Origin of the sequence: Timonella sp. A28 (genome assembly GCF_051200815.1) — a bacterium.
In the GTDB taxonomy this organism is placed as follows: Bacteria; Actinomycetota; Actinomycetes; order Actinomycetales; family Cellulomonadaceae; genus Timonella.
Map to the genome: position 1 here is coordinate 30,308 of NZ_CP195159.1, position 18,294 is coordinate 48,601.

The window sequence follows — 18,294 nt, forward strand, 5'->3', positions numbered from 1 at the left end:
GCGCTCTTCGTGCATAAAGATGGAAAACTTGAGCCTATGAGCATGATGACCCCAAACCCTTCCCCACGGGTCCCAACGATGCCGGGTGGAAACGAAATAGCGACGTATTCGACGTATCTTAAAGCGCAAAAAGCCGTCGATGCACTATCAGATGCTGGTTTTGCTGTTCAGACAGTAACCATTGTTGGCCACGACTTGCACATGGTGGAGCGGGTTACCGGACGTTTAACCTACCCGCGAGTTGCTTTGGCGGGCTTTGCTTCAGGTGCATGGTTTGGTCTTTTTGTTGGTTTGTTGCTGTCATTGTTTGGCTCAAATGGTGAAGGTAGCGTTATTTTGACCGCCGTGGTTATCGGTGGTGGCTTCGGTTTGCTGTTTTCGGTGCTGAGTTATGCCTTGACTGGTGGAAAGCGTGACTTTACGTCGCAAAGCCAAATAGTTGCAGCTAAATATGTGCTGTTGTGCTCACCTGAAACTGCAGGTAAAGCACGTAACCTACTGCGCGAAAAAGGCGTTGAAGGTGATGTTGTTTCGGTAGTTAAACCGGTTGCTCCTGCTGCTACAGTGCAGCATTCGTACGGGCAGCAAGCGCCTGCTGCACCGGCGCACACCACTGAACAATCTGTCTCTCAACCGGCCCCGACCGTGTCCGGTCAGCCTCTCACGTATGGAGAGGCTTTAGATGCACAAAAACGTGCGGAACGTGAAGCGCGCGAGCAGGCTTCTGCACCGAAATCTGTAGCAGCCGATGCGCATGCAGCAACGCCTGCGGTGGCTCCTATGACTGAAGAAGTGCCACAGGTTCCTGCAAGTGCGCCGTCGGATTCTGAAACAGTGCAGGACAGTGACGACACCGCGGCTGCTAGTGGAGATAATCCATACAAGCCGTCGTCAGATAAATAAGGGCAGACGCTCAGAACATAACAAGATGGGGTGTGCCTGTCACAAAAAATTGTGACAGGCACACCCCATCTGTCGTGAAAAGCGATATTTAAACAGAAAAACCCGCAATAACTCAAGGGATAGGGGACCACCCTGCAAAAAGTGCAAAGCACCTGAAGTTTAGGCAAAAGCGATTTAGGGTTATCACACGTTTACTTCATACGAAGCAAACGTATTCACCCAATTAAGTCTGTTCCCGCTTAGGCGGTAACGAAAGGAACACCATGAAGATTCAGCGTCGTGGTGCCCTTGTGGCATGGACATCATTGCTTGCCGGCAGCTCACTGCTGTTCAGCGCGGCAATCGCCACAGGAGCTCCAATGGTCAGTTCCCCACTCCCACAGACAGCGCTTGCCGCGGCAGCAACTCCAACATGCCCCGCAGAGTGGCAAGCCACCACCGAATATCGCAGTGGCGCAACTGTTTCCTACAAAGGAAACATATACAAAGCCTCGTGGTGGACACTTGGCGACATCCCAGGAAGTCAACAGTGGATTTCTTGGAAACTGGAAGGCCCGTGCACTGGCGCCGGGCCGACCCCCACACCAACTCCAACACCAGACCCAACGCCCACACCAGATCCAACACCGGATCCAAACCCTTCCCAACCGCCTGCACCAGCAGCATACAAGCCACAGGTGAAGCACATCGCCCCACCTGCTGACTATCCAACAGCAACAAAAATGGCAACAGATGAGAAAGCTCTTGCAGACTCAGCCGGAGAATCCAAAGACCTCATTCCACTCATTCGGAAAGCACAAGAAGTACGCCCAGATTCAGAGGTCAACCAGATCGTCCCAAAGCGTGCGGCAAACCCTGCCAACGTGAAACTGCTGGAATCCATCATCAGTGAGACGCGCTTCAACGAACTGTTCCCGGTGCGCCATAAAGCATACTCATACGAAAACTTGCTGAAAGCGGTAGGAAAATTCCCAGCCTACTGCGCAATCTATGAAGATGGGCGCAACTCAGAAGAGATCTGCCGCAAACTCTTAGCAACAACCTTCGCGCATTTCGTTCAAGAAACAGGAGCCAACTGGGCTACCCTCACCCCAAGCCTGCTCACAAACGACCCAGACCACAACAACCCTGTGCTTGCGACGATGCCGCAAGACCAAACCATCCCAACGCATCGTCAAGCACTGTGGTACCTACGCGAAATCAGCTACACCGAAGAGAAAAGCCGAGACATCTACACAGAATGTTTCAAAGACGCGGGCAGCCCAATTTTCTCGATCTTTACCCCCTGCGGTAAAGACTCCGCTGGGCAGTACTACGCGTACTTTGGCCGCGGAGCAAAGCAGCTCTCGTGGAACTACAACTATGGGCAGTTCAGCAAGTCACTCTACGGAGACCCAAACATTCTCCTCGATGACCCTGCCCTCGTTGCAGACTCATGGTTGAACTTTGCTTCCGCTATCTGGTTCGCTGTCTACCCACAATCGCCCAAACCACCTATGACATGGGTTGTTGACGGCACATGGAAACCAAACGCAGTGGACAAAGCCAACAACATGTCACCAGGTTTTGGGGCAACAGTCGACATCATCAACGGTGGTATTGAATGCCACAACGGTGGAGCCGAAAAGAGCCAAGTCGTGAACCGAATCAACGCATACAAAGCGTTCGCTAACGAACTTGGTGTCACAATTCCAGCAGACGAAAAACTAGGGTGCGCAGACACGAAAGGCTTTGTTGTTGGCTCGGCAGCAGCAACAAAAACAAACCTTGACATGGACTGGAGCTACGACTCGACAAAACCATCGGGTAAGAGCTACAAATGCCAACTCGTGACGTACCAAACGCCATTCTCATTAGCTAACACAGGAGACTACAAAACCTGCGTTGACTACTTCTTCCGCGGACAAGTGGAATTCGAAGGAAAAGTCGTTATCGATAACACGAAATAGCAACTCTTCCGAGTAACACAAGTGGGTAGGTGCCGCGCAGCACCTACCCACATTTTTATGTGCACTCTTGTTCCTCACTGTGGGAGCCGTCAGTTCGCAGTTTGTGGCTGATATAGGTGTGAAACTCCTGGCGAGGGAATCCGTGAAGCTACGTCTTGCAGGGAGAGAAACGCCAGACAATAATAGAGACAGCTCTCTAATATCTATGGAAGGCAGGCCCAGTATGATCGTCAACATCCACGAACGCGCTTACGCAGTGCCAGTATCGGAAGTCGCTGCGCTGATAGCCACACTGGCAAGCAAAGACGATCGTTTCTGGCCCTATGAGTGCTGGCCGCGTATGCACTTTGATCGAGGGCTTGTAACTGGTGCGAGCGGCGGTCACGGTCCCGTGCGATACCGAGTGGAACACGTCGACCCTGCCAACAAGATCGTCTTCCAGTTCACTAGCCCAACCGGGTTCGATGGCGGACACGCACTCACCATCACAAGCACCTCGGAGTCAGAGACCACAGTTCGTCATGAAATCCGGCTGCATCCCCATAGCTTGGCACGCTTGACCTGGCCGTTGTTCTTCCGCCCAATGCACGATGCGCTCCTCGAAGAAGCGTTCGACAAACTAGCACGCAACCTAGGTGTGCCGTCACAACAACCGCACCAAAGGAGTGTATGGGTGCGGTTGCTGCGTTGGGTAACAAAGACAGACAGACAGCCGCAGACATCGAACACGATCGGTAGTTGAAATGGGCCGGACCGCAAAATATACGGACGATTCAATTCTCGATACTGCGTTGGCGCTTGTGAGCGAAGACGGGGCGCACGGCGTAACCGTGGTTGCGATTGCCGCACGCCTAGGAGCACCGTCGGGTTCGATCTATCACCGCTTCGCCTCCCGTGACCTGATCCTAGCTAGGCTATGGATTCGTACTGTGAAGCAGTTTCAGGTTGGGTTCCTCGAAGCGCTCGACCTAGACAATGTGACTGACGCTGCACAAGCCGCAATCGCACACACGCTGGGCTGGAGCGCAGAGCACCGCGACGAAGCGAGAGTGCTCACTATGTACCGGCGCGAAGACCTCGTCGCATTGTGGCCCGACGAGCTAGGAGCAGAACTGTCCACGCTGAACGACCAGGTCAAACAAGCCGTGCTCGCATTCACCAAACGACGCTTTGGTATGTGCACACCTGAGAAGGCCGGCTTGACACGGTTCGCGCTCATCGACCTGCCATACGCGGCCGCACGACAAACAATCCTCGATGACAGACCACCGGCATCCTGGCTGCGCGAAGCAGTCAACGCAGCTGCACTAGCCGCGTTAAGCAGCACAACCCAACGACTATGAACCTGCCTCTTTTTTCAGGACATGCTGACTGATCTTCTACAGAATCCAAAAAGGTGGGCGGAAACCATAAAGGTTCCGCCCACCTTCTCTACGTGTGAGAAAACTAGTTGTTCAGAAGGTCGGCCATCCACGACTCAACATCTTCAGGACGGCGAGGAAGCGCCGCCGACAAGTTCTCGTTACCGTCCACAGTTACAAGCACGTCATCCTCGATGCGCACACCAATGCCACGGTATTCAGCAGGAACCGCTAAATCGTCGGACTTGAAATACAAGCCTGGCTCAATAGTGAACACCATTCCCGGCTCAATAACCTTATCTACATACATTTCCCGGCGGGCCTGAGCACAGTCATGCACATCCAAACCAAGGTGGTGGCTTGTGCCGTGAACCATCCAACGACGGTGCTGTTGCCCTTCAGGAGCAAGAGACTCTTCAGCGCTGACAGGAAGCAAACCCCACTCTTCAAGGCGAGCTGCAATAACTTTCATTGCTGCTTCATGCACGTCAGAGAACTTATTGCCAGGAACAGCAGCAAGGAAAGCCGCATCGGCTGCATCAAGCACAGCTTGATATACGCGACGCTGCACGTCGTTGAACGTTCCAGAAATAGGAAGCGTACGTGTCACGTCAGCCGTGTACAACGATTCGACCTCAACACCAGCATCAACGAGGACAAGCTCACCCTCACGGACCTGACCGTTGTTAATGATCCAGTGCAATGTGGTGGCGTGGTCACCAGCAGCAGCAATCGTCTCATAGCCGACAGTGTTGCCTTCAAGACGAGCGTGAGCATCAAACACAGTCTCAATGACACGCTCACCGCGACGATGCGCAACCGCGCGCGGCAAGTTCTTAACTACTTCAGCGAAACCAGCAAGAGACTGGTTGACCGCCTCACGCATCTGCTCGATTTCCCACTCGTCCTTGACTAGACGAATCTCGGAAAGAACCTCAGCAAGTTTCGCATCAATCTCAGCGAGTTCATTACGTACCTCAGCCGATGACGTATCTAAACCTGCTTCAAGACGTAATGTTTCAATTAACGCCTCAACCTGCTCGTCAGCTTGTGGAACAACCCGGACTTGAACATGCCCCGGACCCAAATCTTTTGCCAACAGATCGCTTAAAGAATCAATGTGAGCGGCGTGAATGCCGGTCAACCGAGTAACGTCTTCTAACGTGGGACGAGCGCCAACCCAGAACTCCCCATAGCGTGAATCAGCGTAAAACTCTTCAGATTTACGGTCGGCAAGGGGGCGAACAAAAAGTATCGACTCGTGCCCGGTAGGTGCCCCAGACTCATCGAACTGTGGGTCCAACACCAGTACCGCATCTGGTTCCTGATCCGTACCAAAACCTGTGAGGTGCGCAAACGCCGTGTGCGGACGGAACCTATAATCGGTGTCGTTCGAGCGGACCTTCAAACCACCAGCAGGAACAACGAGACGTTCCCCAGGGAAATGCGCCGAAAGTGCCTCACGACGAGCCACCGTGAAGGAAGCAAAATCTCCGGCAACAATACCGAGGTCCTTACGAGGCTCCCAGTTTGATGTCATGAACTCTTTAAAGTTCTCCGAACTTGGCCGGTGACTACGATTATTGACGCGATCTTGAAGATCAGCGTTGACATCGTCGGCCGTTTCATCATGCTGTGCTGCGTTGTCATTCATACCTTCTAGTGTCTCACCATTTAGGAAACAGTAAATGACTGGAGCTACCCAGACCCACAAGAACAGGTGACTACTCCACCACAAACGTGTGAGGGAACACGTGGAAACGGTCTCGCCAGCCCTTGCTGAGCACATATTCTTAAAAGATGCGCATCGACTTACACACCCACACGACATTTTCGGACGGAACAGACACACCAACCGAACTTCTGACCCATGCACGCACAGAAGGGCTTGACGTTGTCGCAATCATGGATCACGACTCCACAAGCGGGTGGGACGAAGCCGAACAAGCCGCACACACCAACGGGGTAGCACTCGTACGAGGAACAGAAACATCAGCACGATACAACGGAGTGTCCGTGCACCTGCTCAGCTACCTCCACGACCCACACCACCAGGCATACGTTGCCCAAAACGAAAAAGCACAAGACGCCCGAGTAAGCCGCGCCTACCGCATCGTCGAAGCACTCAAAGCAGACTTCAACATCACGTGGGAAGACGTACTCGCCCAAACCAGCGAAGGCGCAACAATCGGCCGCCCACACATCGCTGACGCACTCGTCGCAACAGGACAAATGCCAGACCGTCCCTCCGTCTTTGAAGAAATTCTGTGCTCCGGCAGCAAATACTATGTTGCGCATTACGCCCCAGACGCACTCGAAGCGATCCAAACGATCCGTGCGGCTGGGGGAGTAGCCGTCTTTGCACACCCAGGCGCAACCACCCGAGGACGAGTAGTACCAGACGCAGCAGTAGAAGCAATGGTTGAAGCCGGACTGCAAGGACTCGAAATCCACCACCGCGACAACCCAACCGAACAACAAGCCAGACTTACCGAACTGGCACGCAAGCATGATCTACTTATTACCGGATCAAGCGATTACCACGGCGACGGAAAACCCAACCGTCTAGGAGAAAACACCACCCACCCAGAGGTGTTCAGAGCAATTGAGGAACTTGGCGTGACACCAGTGGTTCGACCATGAGCAACATCGTTGATATACGACTCGTCATCGAAGTGTATGTAACACTCTTCGTCATTATGGACCCACCAGGAACGGTCCCTATCTTCCTCGGACTAACCAGTTCGATGACTGCAAAACAGCGCAAACAAGCAGCACGCACCGCAATTTTCGTTGCCGCAGGAGTCATCCTCGCATTTGCTGCATTTGGGCAACACATACTTAACTACATGCACATCTCCTTGCCTGCACTGCAAGCATCAGGGGGTCTGCTACTCCTGCTCGTAGCTATGCAGCTGCTGACCGGGAAAATGGAAGAAGAAAGCGACCCGACGTCCAGCAAAAACGTCAACGTTGCCCTCGTGCCACTCGGTACGCCGCTCCTTGCCGGACCAGGTGCAATCGTCGCATCCATGCTGTTCGTGCAACGCGTAGATGGAAGTGCCGCCGACTGGATGGCACTCGCCATTGGTTTCTTCCTCATCTGCGTCACCGTATGGGCTTCCATGCGATTCGCAAACATTATTCACCGCATCCTCGGCGAATCCGGAACAATCCTTGTAACCCGAATCGCCGGTTTGCTGCTTGCTGCAATCGCAGTGCAACTCGTCGCAGACGCAATCACAGCCTTCGTGAAAGCCGCATAACGCGACACAAACACGACACCACCTGTGGGGCCAGCACACAAATGTGCTGGCCCCACAGCACTATCACACGCAAAAAACGTGGTATCGCTCGCAATCACCAGCTAATCAACAGGGCAGTAGTACACTAAAAAAGTTAAAGGTTGCCCGTTCGTCTCGATAGAACCTCCCGCTACATCACCTAACGATGCAGCACGTATTTCCACGTTCGGCTACCTCCGAAGGCAGGCCCCACCCCAGTAGCCGAGCGGCGCACACTATGCGACGCACACACAAACCGTCACAAGACGGCTGCATACAGGGCGTAGAGTGCCGCCACTGACAAGACGAGGCACTGTGACTAACACAGCATCAAGCGTCCAAGAAGTTGACGCAACATTCGCGGATTTCGACATCCGCCCAGAGATCATTGAAGCGCTCGCAGAAGCGGGCATCGTTACGCCATTCCCCATCCAAGCGATGACACTACCTGTGGCTCTATCCGGTCACGACATCATCGGCCAAGCAAAAACCGGAACCGGAAAAACCTTCGGGTTCGGTATCCCGCTACTGCATCGGGTCATTGCCCCAGGCGAAGCCGGATACGACGAACTGCCAGCGCCCGGAAAACCCCAAGGCGTGGTTATCGTCCCAACCCGAGAACTTGCAGTTCAGGTTGCAAAAGACCTAGAACTCGCCTCAACCAAACGGTCCGTGCGCATTGTGCAGTTGTATGGTGGGCGCGCATACGAGCCACAAATCGACGCTTTAAAGCGTGGTGCCGAAGTTGTCGTCGGAACTCCTGGCCGTATCATCGACCTACTTAAGCAAAAACACTTAACCCTCATGCGAGCGCAAACTGTTGTGCTTGACGAGGCAGACGAGATGCTTGATTTAGGGTTCTTGCCTGACGTAGAGAAAATCTTGGCGCAGACTCCTGCGGTACGCCACAGCATGCTGTTTTCTGCGACGATGCCTGGCGCGGTTGTGACTATGGCTCGTAAGTACATGAGCCAGCCGACTCACATTCGGGCGAATGATCCTGACGATGCAGGATCGACGCACAAAAACATTAAGCAAGTGATTTATCGTGCGCATGCGCTGGATAAGACAGAGATGCTTGCTCGTATTTTGCAGGCGCGCGGCCGTGGCTTGACGATTGTGTTTACTCGTACCAAGCGCACTGCAGCGAAAGTTACGGAAGAGCTGATTGAGCGTGGTTTTGCTGCGGGAGCGTTGCACGGTGACTTAGGTCAGGGTGCGCGTGAGCAGGCGTTGCGTGCGTTCCGTAATGGAAAAGTTGATGTGTTGGTGGCTACTGATGTGGCTGCGCGTGGTATCGACGTTGAGAATGTTACTCACGTGATTAACTATCAGGTTCCCGAGGACGAGAAGGTGTATTTGCACCGTACGGGTCGTACTGGTCGTGCTGGAAACTTGGGAACTGCGGTTACTTTTGTGGACTGGGATGATGTTCCACAGTGGGCACTTATTAATAAGGCACTGGAGTTGAATGTTCCAGATCCGGTGGAAACGTATTCGAGTTCGGCACATTTGTACAGTGACTTAGACATTCCTGAAGGTACGAAGGGTCGTTTGCCAAAGGAATCTCGCACGCGTGAGGGTCTGGACGCTGAAAAGCTGGAAGATCTTGGGGAGACGGGGAAGCGCACGAGTAAGCGTCGTACACCTCGTCAGGGGGGGTTCCGCTCAGGGCTCGTCTGCTGAGGGTAAGAAACGTTCTGAGTCGACTCGTTCTCGTGATGGTGGGCAGAAGCGTCAGCGTTCCCGTACTCGTCGGGTAAACGGTGAGGTTGTTGCTGAGAACGCTGAGGCGAAAGCTCCACGCAGCGATTCAGCGGATGTGAAGCCTGCGAAGTCGGGTAGTGGTGTGGAGGGGAAAACTCGTCCGCGTCGTCGCCGTCGTCGTCCGAACACGAATCCTGAGCAGCGTAGCGCTGGAGAAGGCCGTACAACACGCGAATAAGTGATGCGCTGATGTTGCGTATATGAGTGGTGTGGTGAGGAAAGCGTGTAGTTCTCACCGCACCACTTCGTGTTATGTGAGCATGTTATTGATGCGGTGTATATGCGACGCAGTCTATTGTGTGTATGTGAGTCACAATTCTGATAACCCCCCACTGGCAGATTCCGCTCTAACGCACGCGCAACATGACGCGGTGCGTGAGCCGTTGCAGAACACTGGAACAGCACACCAAGACGATGCGATTGAACTGTTAGGTTTGTTGGCTTACACAGAACTTTCTGCGCAGATGCGTCTTGCGATTGATGCGGCGCAAAGTCCTACGGCCGAATATCGTGTTGCGCATGCGCATTTGTCTGCGGCAGCGTACAACCGAATGCAGCAGGTTGTGGGCATTATTGATGAGCTCGGGTATGACGGGCGGCAGCATCTTCTGCATTTTAATGATGCGTATGCAGAGTATGAGGAACGTACTCGTTCTCAAACATGGCATGAACGTGTGTTGAAGGGGTATGTGGGGCACGCGGTTGCCCTTGATTTTTGCAGGGTCGCGTTAGGGACGTTGGCGGAGGACATTCAAGCGCGGGTTAAAGCAATCCTTGATGATACGGAAGAGTCCGCGAACGCGCGCGCTATTTTGAATGCAAAGTCTCAAGCAGACCCAGTGCTAGCTTCGCGTCTTGCCCTGTGGGGGCGACGTCTGGTCGGTGAATCTTTGCACCAGATTCAGCAGCTTATTGCAGCGAATCCGGCTTTGGAGCGTTTGGTTGTTGGCGGGGCACACGCTGCTGAGGCAAAGCCGTCACCGCGTCAGGACCAGCAGAACCCTGAAGTTGCTTGGTTGTTCTCGCAGTTGACGGCGCAGCATACGCGACGTATGGAAAAGATTGGGTTAGCGGCTTAAAGTCGATTTTGTATACACGTGTGGGGTGGCGCACCGTCTTGGTGCACCACCCCACACGTGCTTTACGCAGTTTTAGAGTTGTCCGAAACCAACGGAGCGTTTTTCTTCGGGGCCAACCTCAACGTATGCAATGGTTGCACTTGGTACAAAGGTGGTGTGTCCTTTTACGGACTTCACGACCAGTGGGGTGCCGTTTTCTACTGCCGCAGTTACTGCTTCAAGCAGTTGTGCTTCAGTGATGTCAGTTTCGATGGAAACTTCACGGGCAAGGTTTTGAATACCAATAGTGACCTGCATAGTCGGCTCCTAACACGTAAGACGAGCAGGGTTGTAGAGCCCCGCCCACACTCATTTCTGTTCTCACTGATATTAAAACGATTCGGTTGCTTACAGCGCGCTCATTACCGCAGTTGCCCTCAAGGCGTAACCGTCATTGAGGAGTATGAGGCGATAAAGCTTCCGTTAACCCGCCCCACGCAAAAGCGGTCGCTGTTTCAATGTGGTCGGTGCAGTCTTCTGCCGAGAGGGACACGCGCGCGGAAAGCGATGTGGCAGTGTGCTGGGCTAAAGCAACAGTGGTGCGTGCAAGATGAAGAGCCTGTTGAGGTGAAACCGCAGCAACGCGAGTCAGTACTGTCGCAACAGTGGCGGCAATATGTGTGTTTGGTGCATTGATTTTTTCTCGGGTGGCTTCATCACGCGTCACATCAGATTCAAACAGTAATGTAGCTTGCACCCCACAGTCACGCACAAAAGCAACATACGAGTCGATAACAGCGCGCACAATCATCCGACCGGTCACAGCAGTTGACTGGGCAGCCTGATCCAGAGAGTACGTCACCCGAGCGGTCAGGTCTTGCCCGCGGTCTTCCACCGCGGCAAGATATAAATCCAGTTTGGATGGAAAGTGTTTATACAGTACGGGTTTAGTGACATGCGCTGCCGCAGCAATGTCATCCATAGAAATATGGTGATATCCGTGAACCGCAAAAAGAGACTGTGCAACATCAATAAGTTGTACTCGTCGTTGTGCCGCAGGCATTCGGGCGGGCACCCGTGAACACGATTCTTGATCCGACCGAGTAGGTGTGACGTGATGGCGGGAAAAAGATGGGGGCATTTGGCCAGACTAGGCGACAAATGCTACTGAGGGAATGGCCATATCGAATTTTGGAGTGTCTGACACTTATGGTTCGATGAGAAACGTGAAACTGTTACCGCCCGCGCTGTCCACACCCGAGCATGCTGAGGAACTCCCACAGTTGGACTCGTCTCAGGAGGCCGTCTGCGAAGCACTCACACACACAACAGATCATCTTGTGGTGACTGGAGCGCCCGGAACAGGAAAAACACGCCTTGTTTTGGAACTCGTGCATCGCGCAATTAGTGCTGGAACACCCGCAGATAGGATCGTTGTTTTATCTGCTTCACGACGAAACGCAGGCGACCTGCGAAACGACGTCACACGTCTTGTCTCAACCCCAGTCCAAGGGACACTGGTGCGAACCCCAGCCGCGCTTGCGTTTTCAATCCTGACGAAACGCGCAATCGATGAGGGAAACCCGCCACCACGACTCATTACCGGACCAGAACAAGACCAACTGCTCGCGGCAGTCCTTGAAGGGCACACCAACGGCACACTCAACCCCGTAGCCTGGCCCACATCAATACCTGAAGAAACCCTGCGACTACGCGGATTTCGTGCAGAACTTCGTGACGTGCTGATGCGCGCCGCAGAAAACGGGTTGACTGCACCCGATCTTGCCCGCATCGGAAAAGAACAACAACGACCCGAATGGGAAGCCGTTGCACACGTACTAGAAGACTACGAAGACCTCACACTGTATGCGACCCTCGCATCCGATGCAGGGCGCCGCTACGACCCTGCACAAATCGTTGACGAAGCCGCACGAGAACTCGCCCACTGGGACGGACAAGGAAAACCCACCTGGGATGTAGTGATCGTCGACGACTACCAAGAAGCGACCGCAGCAACTGCGCGCCTACTCACCCAACTTTTACGCGATGGAGCAAGAGCGGTACTCGTCGGCGACCCAGACGTCACCGTGCAAGGGTTCCGTGGCGCAATGCCCGCGCTCCTCGGTCGAGCTAGCGCTGGAAACCCCCGCACGCTATCAATCAGCCAAGAACAACTCGGCCAGTTTGGGGCCCAACCTTTCGTGTTGTCTACAGTGTGGCGAGGCCACGCCCAACGTGCCCGCGACTTGCGGGCAGTTACGCAACGCGCCACACAAGCCATTGCGGCTCTATCGACCGTCGCACACCGAACCGCTCAAGCACACACGGCACACGAACCACTGGAACATCAAGAACCCCAGCCACGTGCACAACCCGCCGTCGACGCTGTCGTTGCACCATCATTCGCACTTGAAGAAGCCCACATCGCGCGAACACTACGAGCCGCCCACCTGCGCGACAACATCGCATGGAACCAGATGGCCGTGATTTGCCGTAGCGGAACAGAACTCGTACGAATGCGTCGGGCATTATCTGCGGCAAACGTGCCCGTGGCAGTCGTCGGAACAGACGTTCCCCTACGCGACGAACCAGCAGTCAGGCCACTGCTGCAAGCACTAAAAATACTCAACCACGACACCCTCGACATTGACGACGCCATCGAACTACTCACCTCAGTCATTGGCGGCGCAGACGCAATAGGGTTACGCCGCATCCGTAGAGCCCTCCGCACCGAAGAATTACGTGGCGGGGGAGGACGCACCTCTGACGTGCTCATCACTGAAGCACTCAGCCAGCCAGAACATAGCGCCTCGCTAGGAGTCGTCGGCCTGCCCTTAAAAAAGGTTGCCACAGTGCTACAACGAGGACGCGAAGCACACACACAACCCGGCGCTAACGCACAAACAGTGCTGTGGGCAGTATGGGATGCGACAGGGCTAGCCGAACAATGGCAGCGCACCGCCCTCACCGGAACAATAGGCGCAGGACGAGCAGACCGAGACCTCGACGCAGTGCTCGCACTCTTTAAAGCAGCCGAAACCTACGTCGACAGAATGCCAGACGCAGACCCACTCAGCTTTGTCCGGTTCATTGAAGCGCAAGACATCCCCGCAGACTCCCTCGCCCCACAAATCGCAACAGGCGGCAAAGTCGCACTGCTCACCCCGCCCGGTGCCGCCGGACGAGAATGGGAACTCGTTGTAGTCGCCGCAGTGCAAGAAGGAACCTGGCCAGACCTACGCCTACGAGACTCACTCCTCGGCGCGCACACACTCGCAGAATTTCTTTCCGGGCGCATACACACGGCGCAAGGAATCAACGAAAACGCGCGAAAAGAAATCTACTACGACGAACTACGCGCCTTCTCGCTAGCCGTATCGCGAGCCACCCGCACCCTCGTCGTCACCGCAGTCTCTGACACTGACACGAGTCCATCGCCCTTCCTCACATTCGTTGCAGACCCAACAACAAACCCAACAACAGGAACAGCGCAACACACCAACCCTGCAGAACACCTACCGCTCGACCTGCGCGGACTGGTCGCCCTGACCCGAGCCGAACTTGTTAGCGCGCTAGAAAACGGTGACACACACACCGCCACCAGCCGCGCCCAACTCCTCAACTTCCTTGGCCAGCAAGGAATCGTCGAAGCACAAACCCACACCTGGTACGGCGCACAACCCGTCTCCTCAACAAACCCACTCTACGAAAACAGCGAACGCGTCACCGTTTCACCATCACGAATCGAAGCAGTAGACAAATGCGCACTGCGCTGGACATTCGAAACATCAGGAGGGACCCCCGCATCAGGCCTCTCCCAATCAGTAGGCACACTCATCCACGCCATCGCAGCCGCACACCCCAAAGGCAACCTGCACGAATTCAAACAAGAACTCGACCAGCGCTGGCACGAACTACGACTCCCAGACGGCTGGCCCGCCAGAAGACAACGCGAACTCGCCGAAAAAATGCTCGAACAGCTCGCCCACTACATAAAAACAGTGCCCGCACACTTCACCCGCATAGACGTAGAACAAGGCTTCAGCACAGACATCGCCACCGCGCACATCACCGGAATCGTTGACCGCCTCGAAAGAGCAGACGACGGAACCACCCGGATCGTCGACCTCAAAACCGGCAAAACAGTGCCCACAAAAGAAAAAGCCCAAACAAACCCGCAACTCGGGGTGTACCAGCTGGCGCTCCTCAACGACGCATTCGACGCACAGCTCACCTCAGATGGAGCAGAACTCGTCTACCTGGCAGCCCAAACCGTAAAACCCTCCATCCGAACGCAAGACCCCATCACCAACCCAGACGATAATTGGGCCCGAGACCTCGTCGAAAATGCGGTCACAGTGATGCGCTCAGCCACATTCGAAGCCACCCCACACGAACTGTGCCCAACCTGCCCAGTACGTAGATCCTGCCCCCTCAACGCAGAAGGCCAACACGTCATACCACTAGGCATGCCCACCCAACGCCCCACACAGCCCGAACAGCCACAGCACGACACCACACAGGAGAAACCCCAGTGACCCGGGCCCTAAGCGCCAACGACATCGCTGACTTGCTCAACCAGCCACGACCCACACCCCAGCAAGCAGCCATCATTGAAGCGCCACTCACCTCCATGCTGGTCGTCGCAGGAGCAGGCTCAGGAAAAACCGAAACAATGTCCGCGCGAGTCGTATGGCTTATCGCAAACGGTCACGTCACCCCCGCGCAAGTACTCGGGCTCACCTTCACCCGCAAAGCAGCAGGAGAACTCCTCGAACGAGTCACCCTCCGACTCAAACAACTCGACACCGCACGCCGCAGCAGCGAAAAAGACCCCCAACACGACCCATACGACGCCCTCAACCAACCCACAATCTCCACCTACAACTCCTACGCTTCAGCACTCGTCCAAGAACACGGCCTCCGCATCGGACGAGAACCACAAGCCAAACTCCTCTCCGAAGCCAGCCAATGGGCGATAGTCTCCGACATCGTCGAAAAATGGCAAGGAAACATCGACACCGACAAAGCCATCTCAACAATTACCGCAGCGATCATTTCCCTCGCCGGTGCCCTCAACGAACACCTCTTAACCGTTGAAGACGCAAAAAAACAGATGGACATGCTTATCGCACCACTCGAAGACATCCCCATCTCAGGTCGCAGAAAAACAGTCGACGCAGAAGTGCGAAAACTAGGCGGAAGCCTATCGACCCGCTACCAACTCCTCGACCTCGTCCAGGAATACAACGAATACAAACGCACCCACGAAGCCATCGACTTCGGCGACCAAGTAGCCCTAGCCGCACAACTCGCAGAAACAGTTCCACTCGTCGGGGAACTCGAACGCGACCGCTACAAAGTAGTCCTCCTCGACGAATACCAAGACACCTCATACGCCCAAATACGTTTCCTAAGCGCACTCTTTGGCCAAGGCCACCCCGTAACAGCCGTCGGAGACCCAAACCAATCCATCTACGCATGGCGTGGCGCAAGCGCAGCCGGACCCGCACGATTCCCAGAACAATTCAGGAAAGCAGACGGCACACGAGCCGACATCCACAAATTAGGGATTTCGTGGCGCAACGACCTCGCAATCCTACGAGTCGCTAACGTGACATCAGCTCCGCTCTACCAAGCAGACCCCAACAACTCCCTGCCAGCCCTAGAACCTCGGCCACAAGCAGGAACCGGACGAGCCTGCGCCGGAATATACGCCACCATCGAAGACGAAGCCGAAGCAATCGCCCAATTCCTTAAAGAACACTGGAAACCAGGTTCCGCAAACGCGGCAATACTCTGCCGTAAACGCAGCCAATTCCCGCTGCTCGAATCAACGCTCAGAGCACACGGCATACCCGTTGAAATAGTTGGATTAGGTGGGCTACTCGCCACCCCAGAAGTCGTCGACCTCATCGCCCTCCTCGAAGCCGTACACGACCCATCACGCGGTGACTCCGTGATGAGACTACTCACCGGACCACGATTCAACCTCGGAGCCAGCGACCTCATCGCATTAGGCGCCTACGCACGCTACCTCACAAAAACAAGCGCACTACGACGAGCGCAAGGCAAAAACTCCGAAGAGCACGCAACCACACACATCGAATCAGACGTTGTAGACGAACGATCCATCCTCGACGCAGTCACAGAACTACCCGCCAACGGGTGGACCTCATCCGCAGGAGAATACTTCAGCGCCCCCGCATTAGAACGCCTAAAAGACCTCAACGCGACGCTAGAACACCTACGTCAACTCACCTACCTTCCCCTGCCCGAATTCATTGACGCCTGCGAAAAAACCTTAGGCCTCGACGTAGAAATGGCACTCGCAGCAGAACGAGCGCGCCGCGCAGGTGCCCCCTTCGACCCAACCAACCCGAACGGGCGAGCACACTTAGACGCATTCCGTCGAGTAGCAGTGAACTTCTCCGACACCGCACTCGTGCCAACATTAGGTGCTTTCCTCGCTTGGTTGCGCGATGCAATCACCCAAGAACGCGGACTCGACCGGCCCGTAGGAATACCTGACCCACACGCAGTACAGATCATCACCGTGCACGCGTCAAAAGGCCTAGAGTGGGATGTTGTCGCCGTGCCAGGGCTCGTAGATGGACAATTCCCAGGCACCGCATCGCTCGGTGAAAAAGGGCCGCAAGACTCAGGATGGCTTACCGCGCTAGGAGCATTACCGTACCCATTACGCGGCGACGCACGAGACCTCCCAACCTGCGACTACAGTGCCGCCGCACACGACAAAGACGTGCGCGAAACACTCGACATCTTCAAAACCGAATCTGGCGTGTATCAAGTACTTGAAGAACGCCGCCTCGCCTACGTTGCGTTTACTCGCGCCCGCACAACACTAATGCTGACAGGTTCGTGGTGGCGCGAAGGGAAACGCCCCGTACAACCCTCAGAATTCCTCACAGAACTCGTCAATGCCAACGCCGTAGACATGCTGTGCGACGCCCAACCACCGCAAGCCGGAGAAACAAACCCACGAGACGGCTACACACTCCACGCAGCATGGCCCTTCGAACTCAGCGACGGCTTAGGCGCAACCCCAACCGATCTGCACGAAAACGACACCGCTGACACCCTCATCGCTCAACTGGCACAACTGCCAAACACACTCAAACAATGGGAAGAAAGCCCAGCCCAACATCAACAACGCACAACAATCGCTCACACACTCGCACTCACCCGCATCGCCCGCCACCTCGTCGACCACGCCACCTACCCCGACGACATCCTCACAACACCGATGCTCACCCCAGCAGGAATCGACCTCGCCGACCTCACCGGCATACTCCTCGCTGAACGCCAAGAAACCAACAAAACACGCGAGGATGTAGCCTTCCCCGAACACATTTCAGTGTCAGGGATCGTCGACGTGCATCGAGACCGACAAGCCTACGCAATCGCACGCAGGCGCCCCATCCCACGCGAACCATCAGTAGCCTCACGCCGAGGAACAACATTCCACCTATGGGTGGAAAAGTTTTATGGCATGTCCACACTCTTCGACATCGACGACATGCCCAGCGCAGACGAAGACTACATCGCAGACGACACCGCACTCGAAGCCCTACAAAAAACATTTGAGCATTCACAATGGGCATCCATGCGGCCCATCGCACTAGAACGCGACATCGACATTGTCGTTGCAGGAGTCGCAGTACGCGCACGAATCGACGCAGTATTTGAAGACCCAGACAAACCAGGCTCAGTCATCGTCGTCGACTGGAAAACAGGAAGCGCACCACGAGACACAGACGAAAAAAGAAGCCGAGAACTCCAACTCGCGTTATATCGAATAGCGTGGTCAGAACTGAGCGGCCTACCACTGCATGAGGTGTCCGCCGCGTTCTACTACGTCGCAAACGACACAACAGTACGCCCAACCAACCTGCCCACTAAAAGCGACATAGAAAACATGCTGAAGGCACACAACGACAGCCACTAAGCC

Annotated in this window: 12 protein-coding genes and 1 pseudogene; 10 read left to right on the forward strand and 3 right to left on the reverse strand. The window is 54.9% G+C overall.

Features of this window, described 5'->3' with window-relative positions:
- Positions 1-36: 36 nt before the first annotated feature.
- The 4 genes from ACR9EC_RS00120 (at position 37) to ACR9EC_RS00135 (ending at position 4,195) form a co-directional block, all read left to right on the forward strand.
- Positions 37-903: a general stress protein gene (locus tag ACR9EC_RS00120; RefSeq protein WP_435299501.1), complete on the forward strand. Its 867-nt coding sequence runs from the start codon at positions 37-39 to the stop codon at positions 901-903.
- Positions 904-1,166: 263 nt separating this feature from the next.
- Positions 1,167-2,852, forward strand: a complete 1,686-nt coding sequence (locus tag ACR9EC_RS00125) for a glycoside hydrolase family 19 protein (RefSeq protein ID WP_435299502.1) — start codon at positions 1,167-1,169, stop codon at positions 2,850-2,852.
- 223 nt (positions 2,853-3,075) lie between these two features.
- Positions 3,076-3,594 (forward strand): hypothetical protein, encoded by a 519-nt coding sequence (locus ACR9EC_RS00130; protein WP_435299503.1) that lies wholly within the window; start codon positions 3,076-3,078, stop codon positions 3,592-3,594.
- A 1-nt stretch (position 3,595) separates the two neighbouring features.
- On the forward strand, positions 3,596-4,195 hold the full coding sequence (locus tag ACR9EC_RS00135; RefSeq protein ID WP_435299504.1) for a TetR/AcrR family transcriptional regulator: 600 nt from the start codon (positions 3,596-3,598) through the stop codon (positions 4,193-4,195).
- 103 nt (positions 4,196-4,298) lie between these two features.
- Here the strand turns inward: ACR9EC_RS00135 and ACR9EC_RS00140 are convergent, their stop codons facing one another.
- The gene (locus ACR9EC_RS00140; RefSeq protein ID WP_435299505.1) at positions 4,299-5,867 is read right to left on the reverse strand and encodes an aminopeptidase P family protein; all 1,569 of its coding nucleotides are present in this window, start codon (positions 5,865-5,867) and stop codon (positions 4,299-4,301) included.
- Between the two features lie 146 nt (positions 5,868-6,013).
- Between ACR9EC_RS00140 and ACR9EC_RS00145 the strand changes: the two genes are divergently transcribed.
- From ACR9EC_RS00145 to ACR9EC_RS00160, 4 genes and pseudogenes are all read left to right on the forward strand, one after another.
- On the forward strand, positions 6,014-6,856 hold the full coding sequence (locus ACR9EC_RS00145; RefSeq protein ID WP_435299506.1) for a PHP domain-containing protein: 843 nt from the start codon (positions 6,014-6,016) through the stop codon (positions 6,854-6,856).
- Positions 6,853-7,479, forward strand: a complete 627-nt coding sequence (locus ACR9EC_RS00150) for a MarC family protein (protein WP_435299507.1) — start codon at positions 6,853-6,855, stop codon at positions 7,477-7,479. Before ACR9EC_RS00145 ends, ACR9EC_RS00150 begins: the two co-directional genes overlap by 4 nt.
- Before the next feature lie 306 nt (positions 7,480-7,785).
- Positions 7,786-9,442 (forward strand): annotated as a pseudogene (locus tag ACR9EC_RS00155) (DEAD/DEAH box helicase).
- A gap of 127 nt (positions 9,443-9,569) precedes the next feature.
- Positions 9,570-10,343: a ferritin-like fold-containing protein gene (locus ACR9EC_RS00160; RefSeq protein WP_435299508.1), complete on the forward strand. Its 774-nt coding sequence runs from the start codon at positions 9,570-9,572 to the stop codon at positions 10,341-10,343.
- Between the two features lie 72 nt (positions 10,344-10,415).
- Here the strand turns inward: ACR9EC_RS00160 and ACR9EC_RS00165 are convergent, their stop codons facing one another.
- Both ACR9EC_RS00165 and ACR9EC_RS00170 read right to left on the reverse strand, forming a co-directional pair.
- A complete protein-coding gene (locus ACR9EC_RS00165; RefSeq protein WP_435299509.1) occupies positions 10,416-10,640 on the reverse strand; it encodes a DUF3107 domain-containing protein in 225 nt (74 codons plus the stop codon).
- A 133-nt stretch (positions 10,641-10,773) separates the two neighbouring features.
- Entirely contained in the window at positions 10,774-11,463 is a 690-nt protein-coding gene (locus ACR9EC_RS00170; protein WP_435299510.1) for a TetR/AcrR family transcriptional regulator, read from the reverse strand.
- Positions 11,464-11,539: 76 nt separating this feature from the next.
- Here ACR9EC_RS00170 and ACR9EC_RS00175 point away from each other — a divergent pair, with 76 nt between their 5' ends.
- A complete protein-coding gene (locus tag ACR9EC_RS00175) occupies positions 11,540-14,860 on the forward strand; it encodes an ATP-dependent helicase (protein ID WP_435300578.1) in 3,321 nt (1,106 codons plus the stop codon).
- A complete protein-coding gene (locus ACR9EC_RS00180) occupies positions 14,857-18,291 on the forward strand; it encodes an ATP-dependent helicase (protein ID WP_435299511.1) in 3,435 nt (1,144 codons plus the stop codon). The genes ACR9EC_RS00175 and ACR9EC_RS00180 overlap by 4 nt, the downstream gene beginning before the upstream one ends.
- Positions 18,292-18,294 lie beyond the last annotated feature (3 nt).

Bases quoted from the DNA above. Each gene is read 5' to 3' on its own strand.
- ACR9EC_RS00125 (WP_435299502.1), top strand. From the start codon at position 1,167: ATGAAGATTCAGCGTCGTGGTGCCCTTGTGGCATGGACATCATTGCTT.
- ACR9EC_RS00140 (WP_435299505.1), bottom strand. From the start codon at position 5,867: ATGAATGACAACGCAGCACAGCATGATGAAACGGCCGACGATGTCAAC.
- ACR9EC_RS00165 (WP_435299509.1), bottom strand. From the start codon at position 10,640: ATGCAGGTCACTATTGGTATTCAAAACCTTGCCCGTGAAGTTTCCATC.
- ACR9EC_RS00135 (WP_435299504.1), top strand. From the start codon at position 3,596: ATGGGCCGGACCGCAAAATATACGGACGATTCAATTCTCGATACTGCG.
- ACR9EC_RS00175 (WP_435300578.1), top strand. From the start codon at position 11,540: ATGAGAAACGTGAAACTGTTACCGCCCGCGCTGTCCACACCCGAGCAT.
- ACR9EC_RS00145 (WP_435299506.1), top strand. From the start codon at position 6,014: ATGCGCATCGACTTACACACCCACACGACATTTTCGGACGGAACAGAC.
- ACR9EC_RS00150 (WP_435299507.1), top strand. From the start codon at position 6,853: ATGAGCAACATCGTTGATATACGACTCGTCATCGAAGTGTATGTAACA.
- ACR9EC_RS00120 (WP_435299501.1), top strand. From the start codon at position 37: ATGAGCATGATGACCCCAAACCCTTCCCCACGGGTCCCAACGATGCCG.
- ACR9EC_RS00130 (WP_435299503.1), top strand. From the start codon at position 3,076: ATGATCGTCAACATCCACGAACGCGCTTACGCAGTGCCAGTATCGGAA.
- ACR9EC_RS00170 (WP_435299510.1), bottom strand. From the start codon at position 11,463: ATGCCCCCATCTTTTTCCCGCCATCACGTCACACCTACTCGGTCGGAT.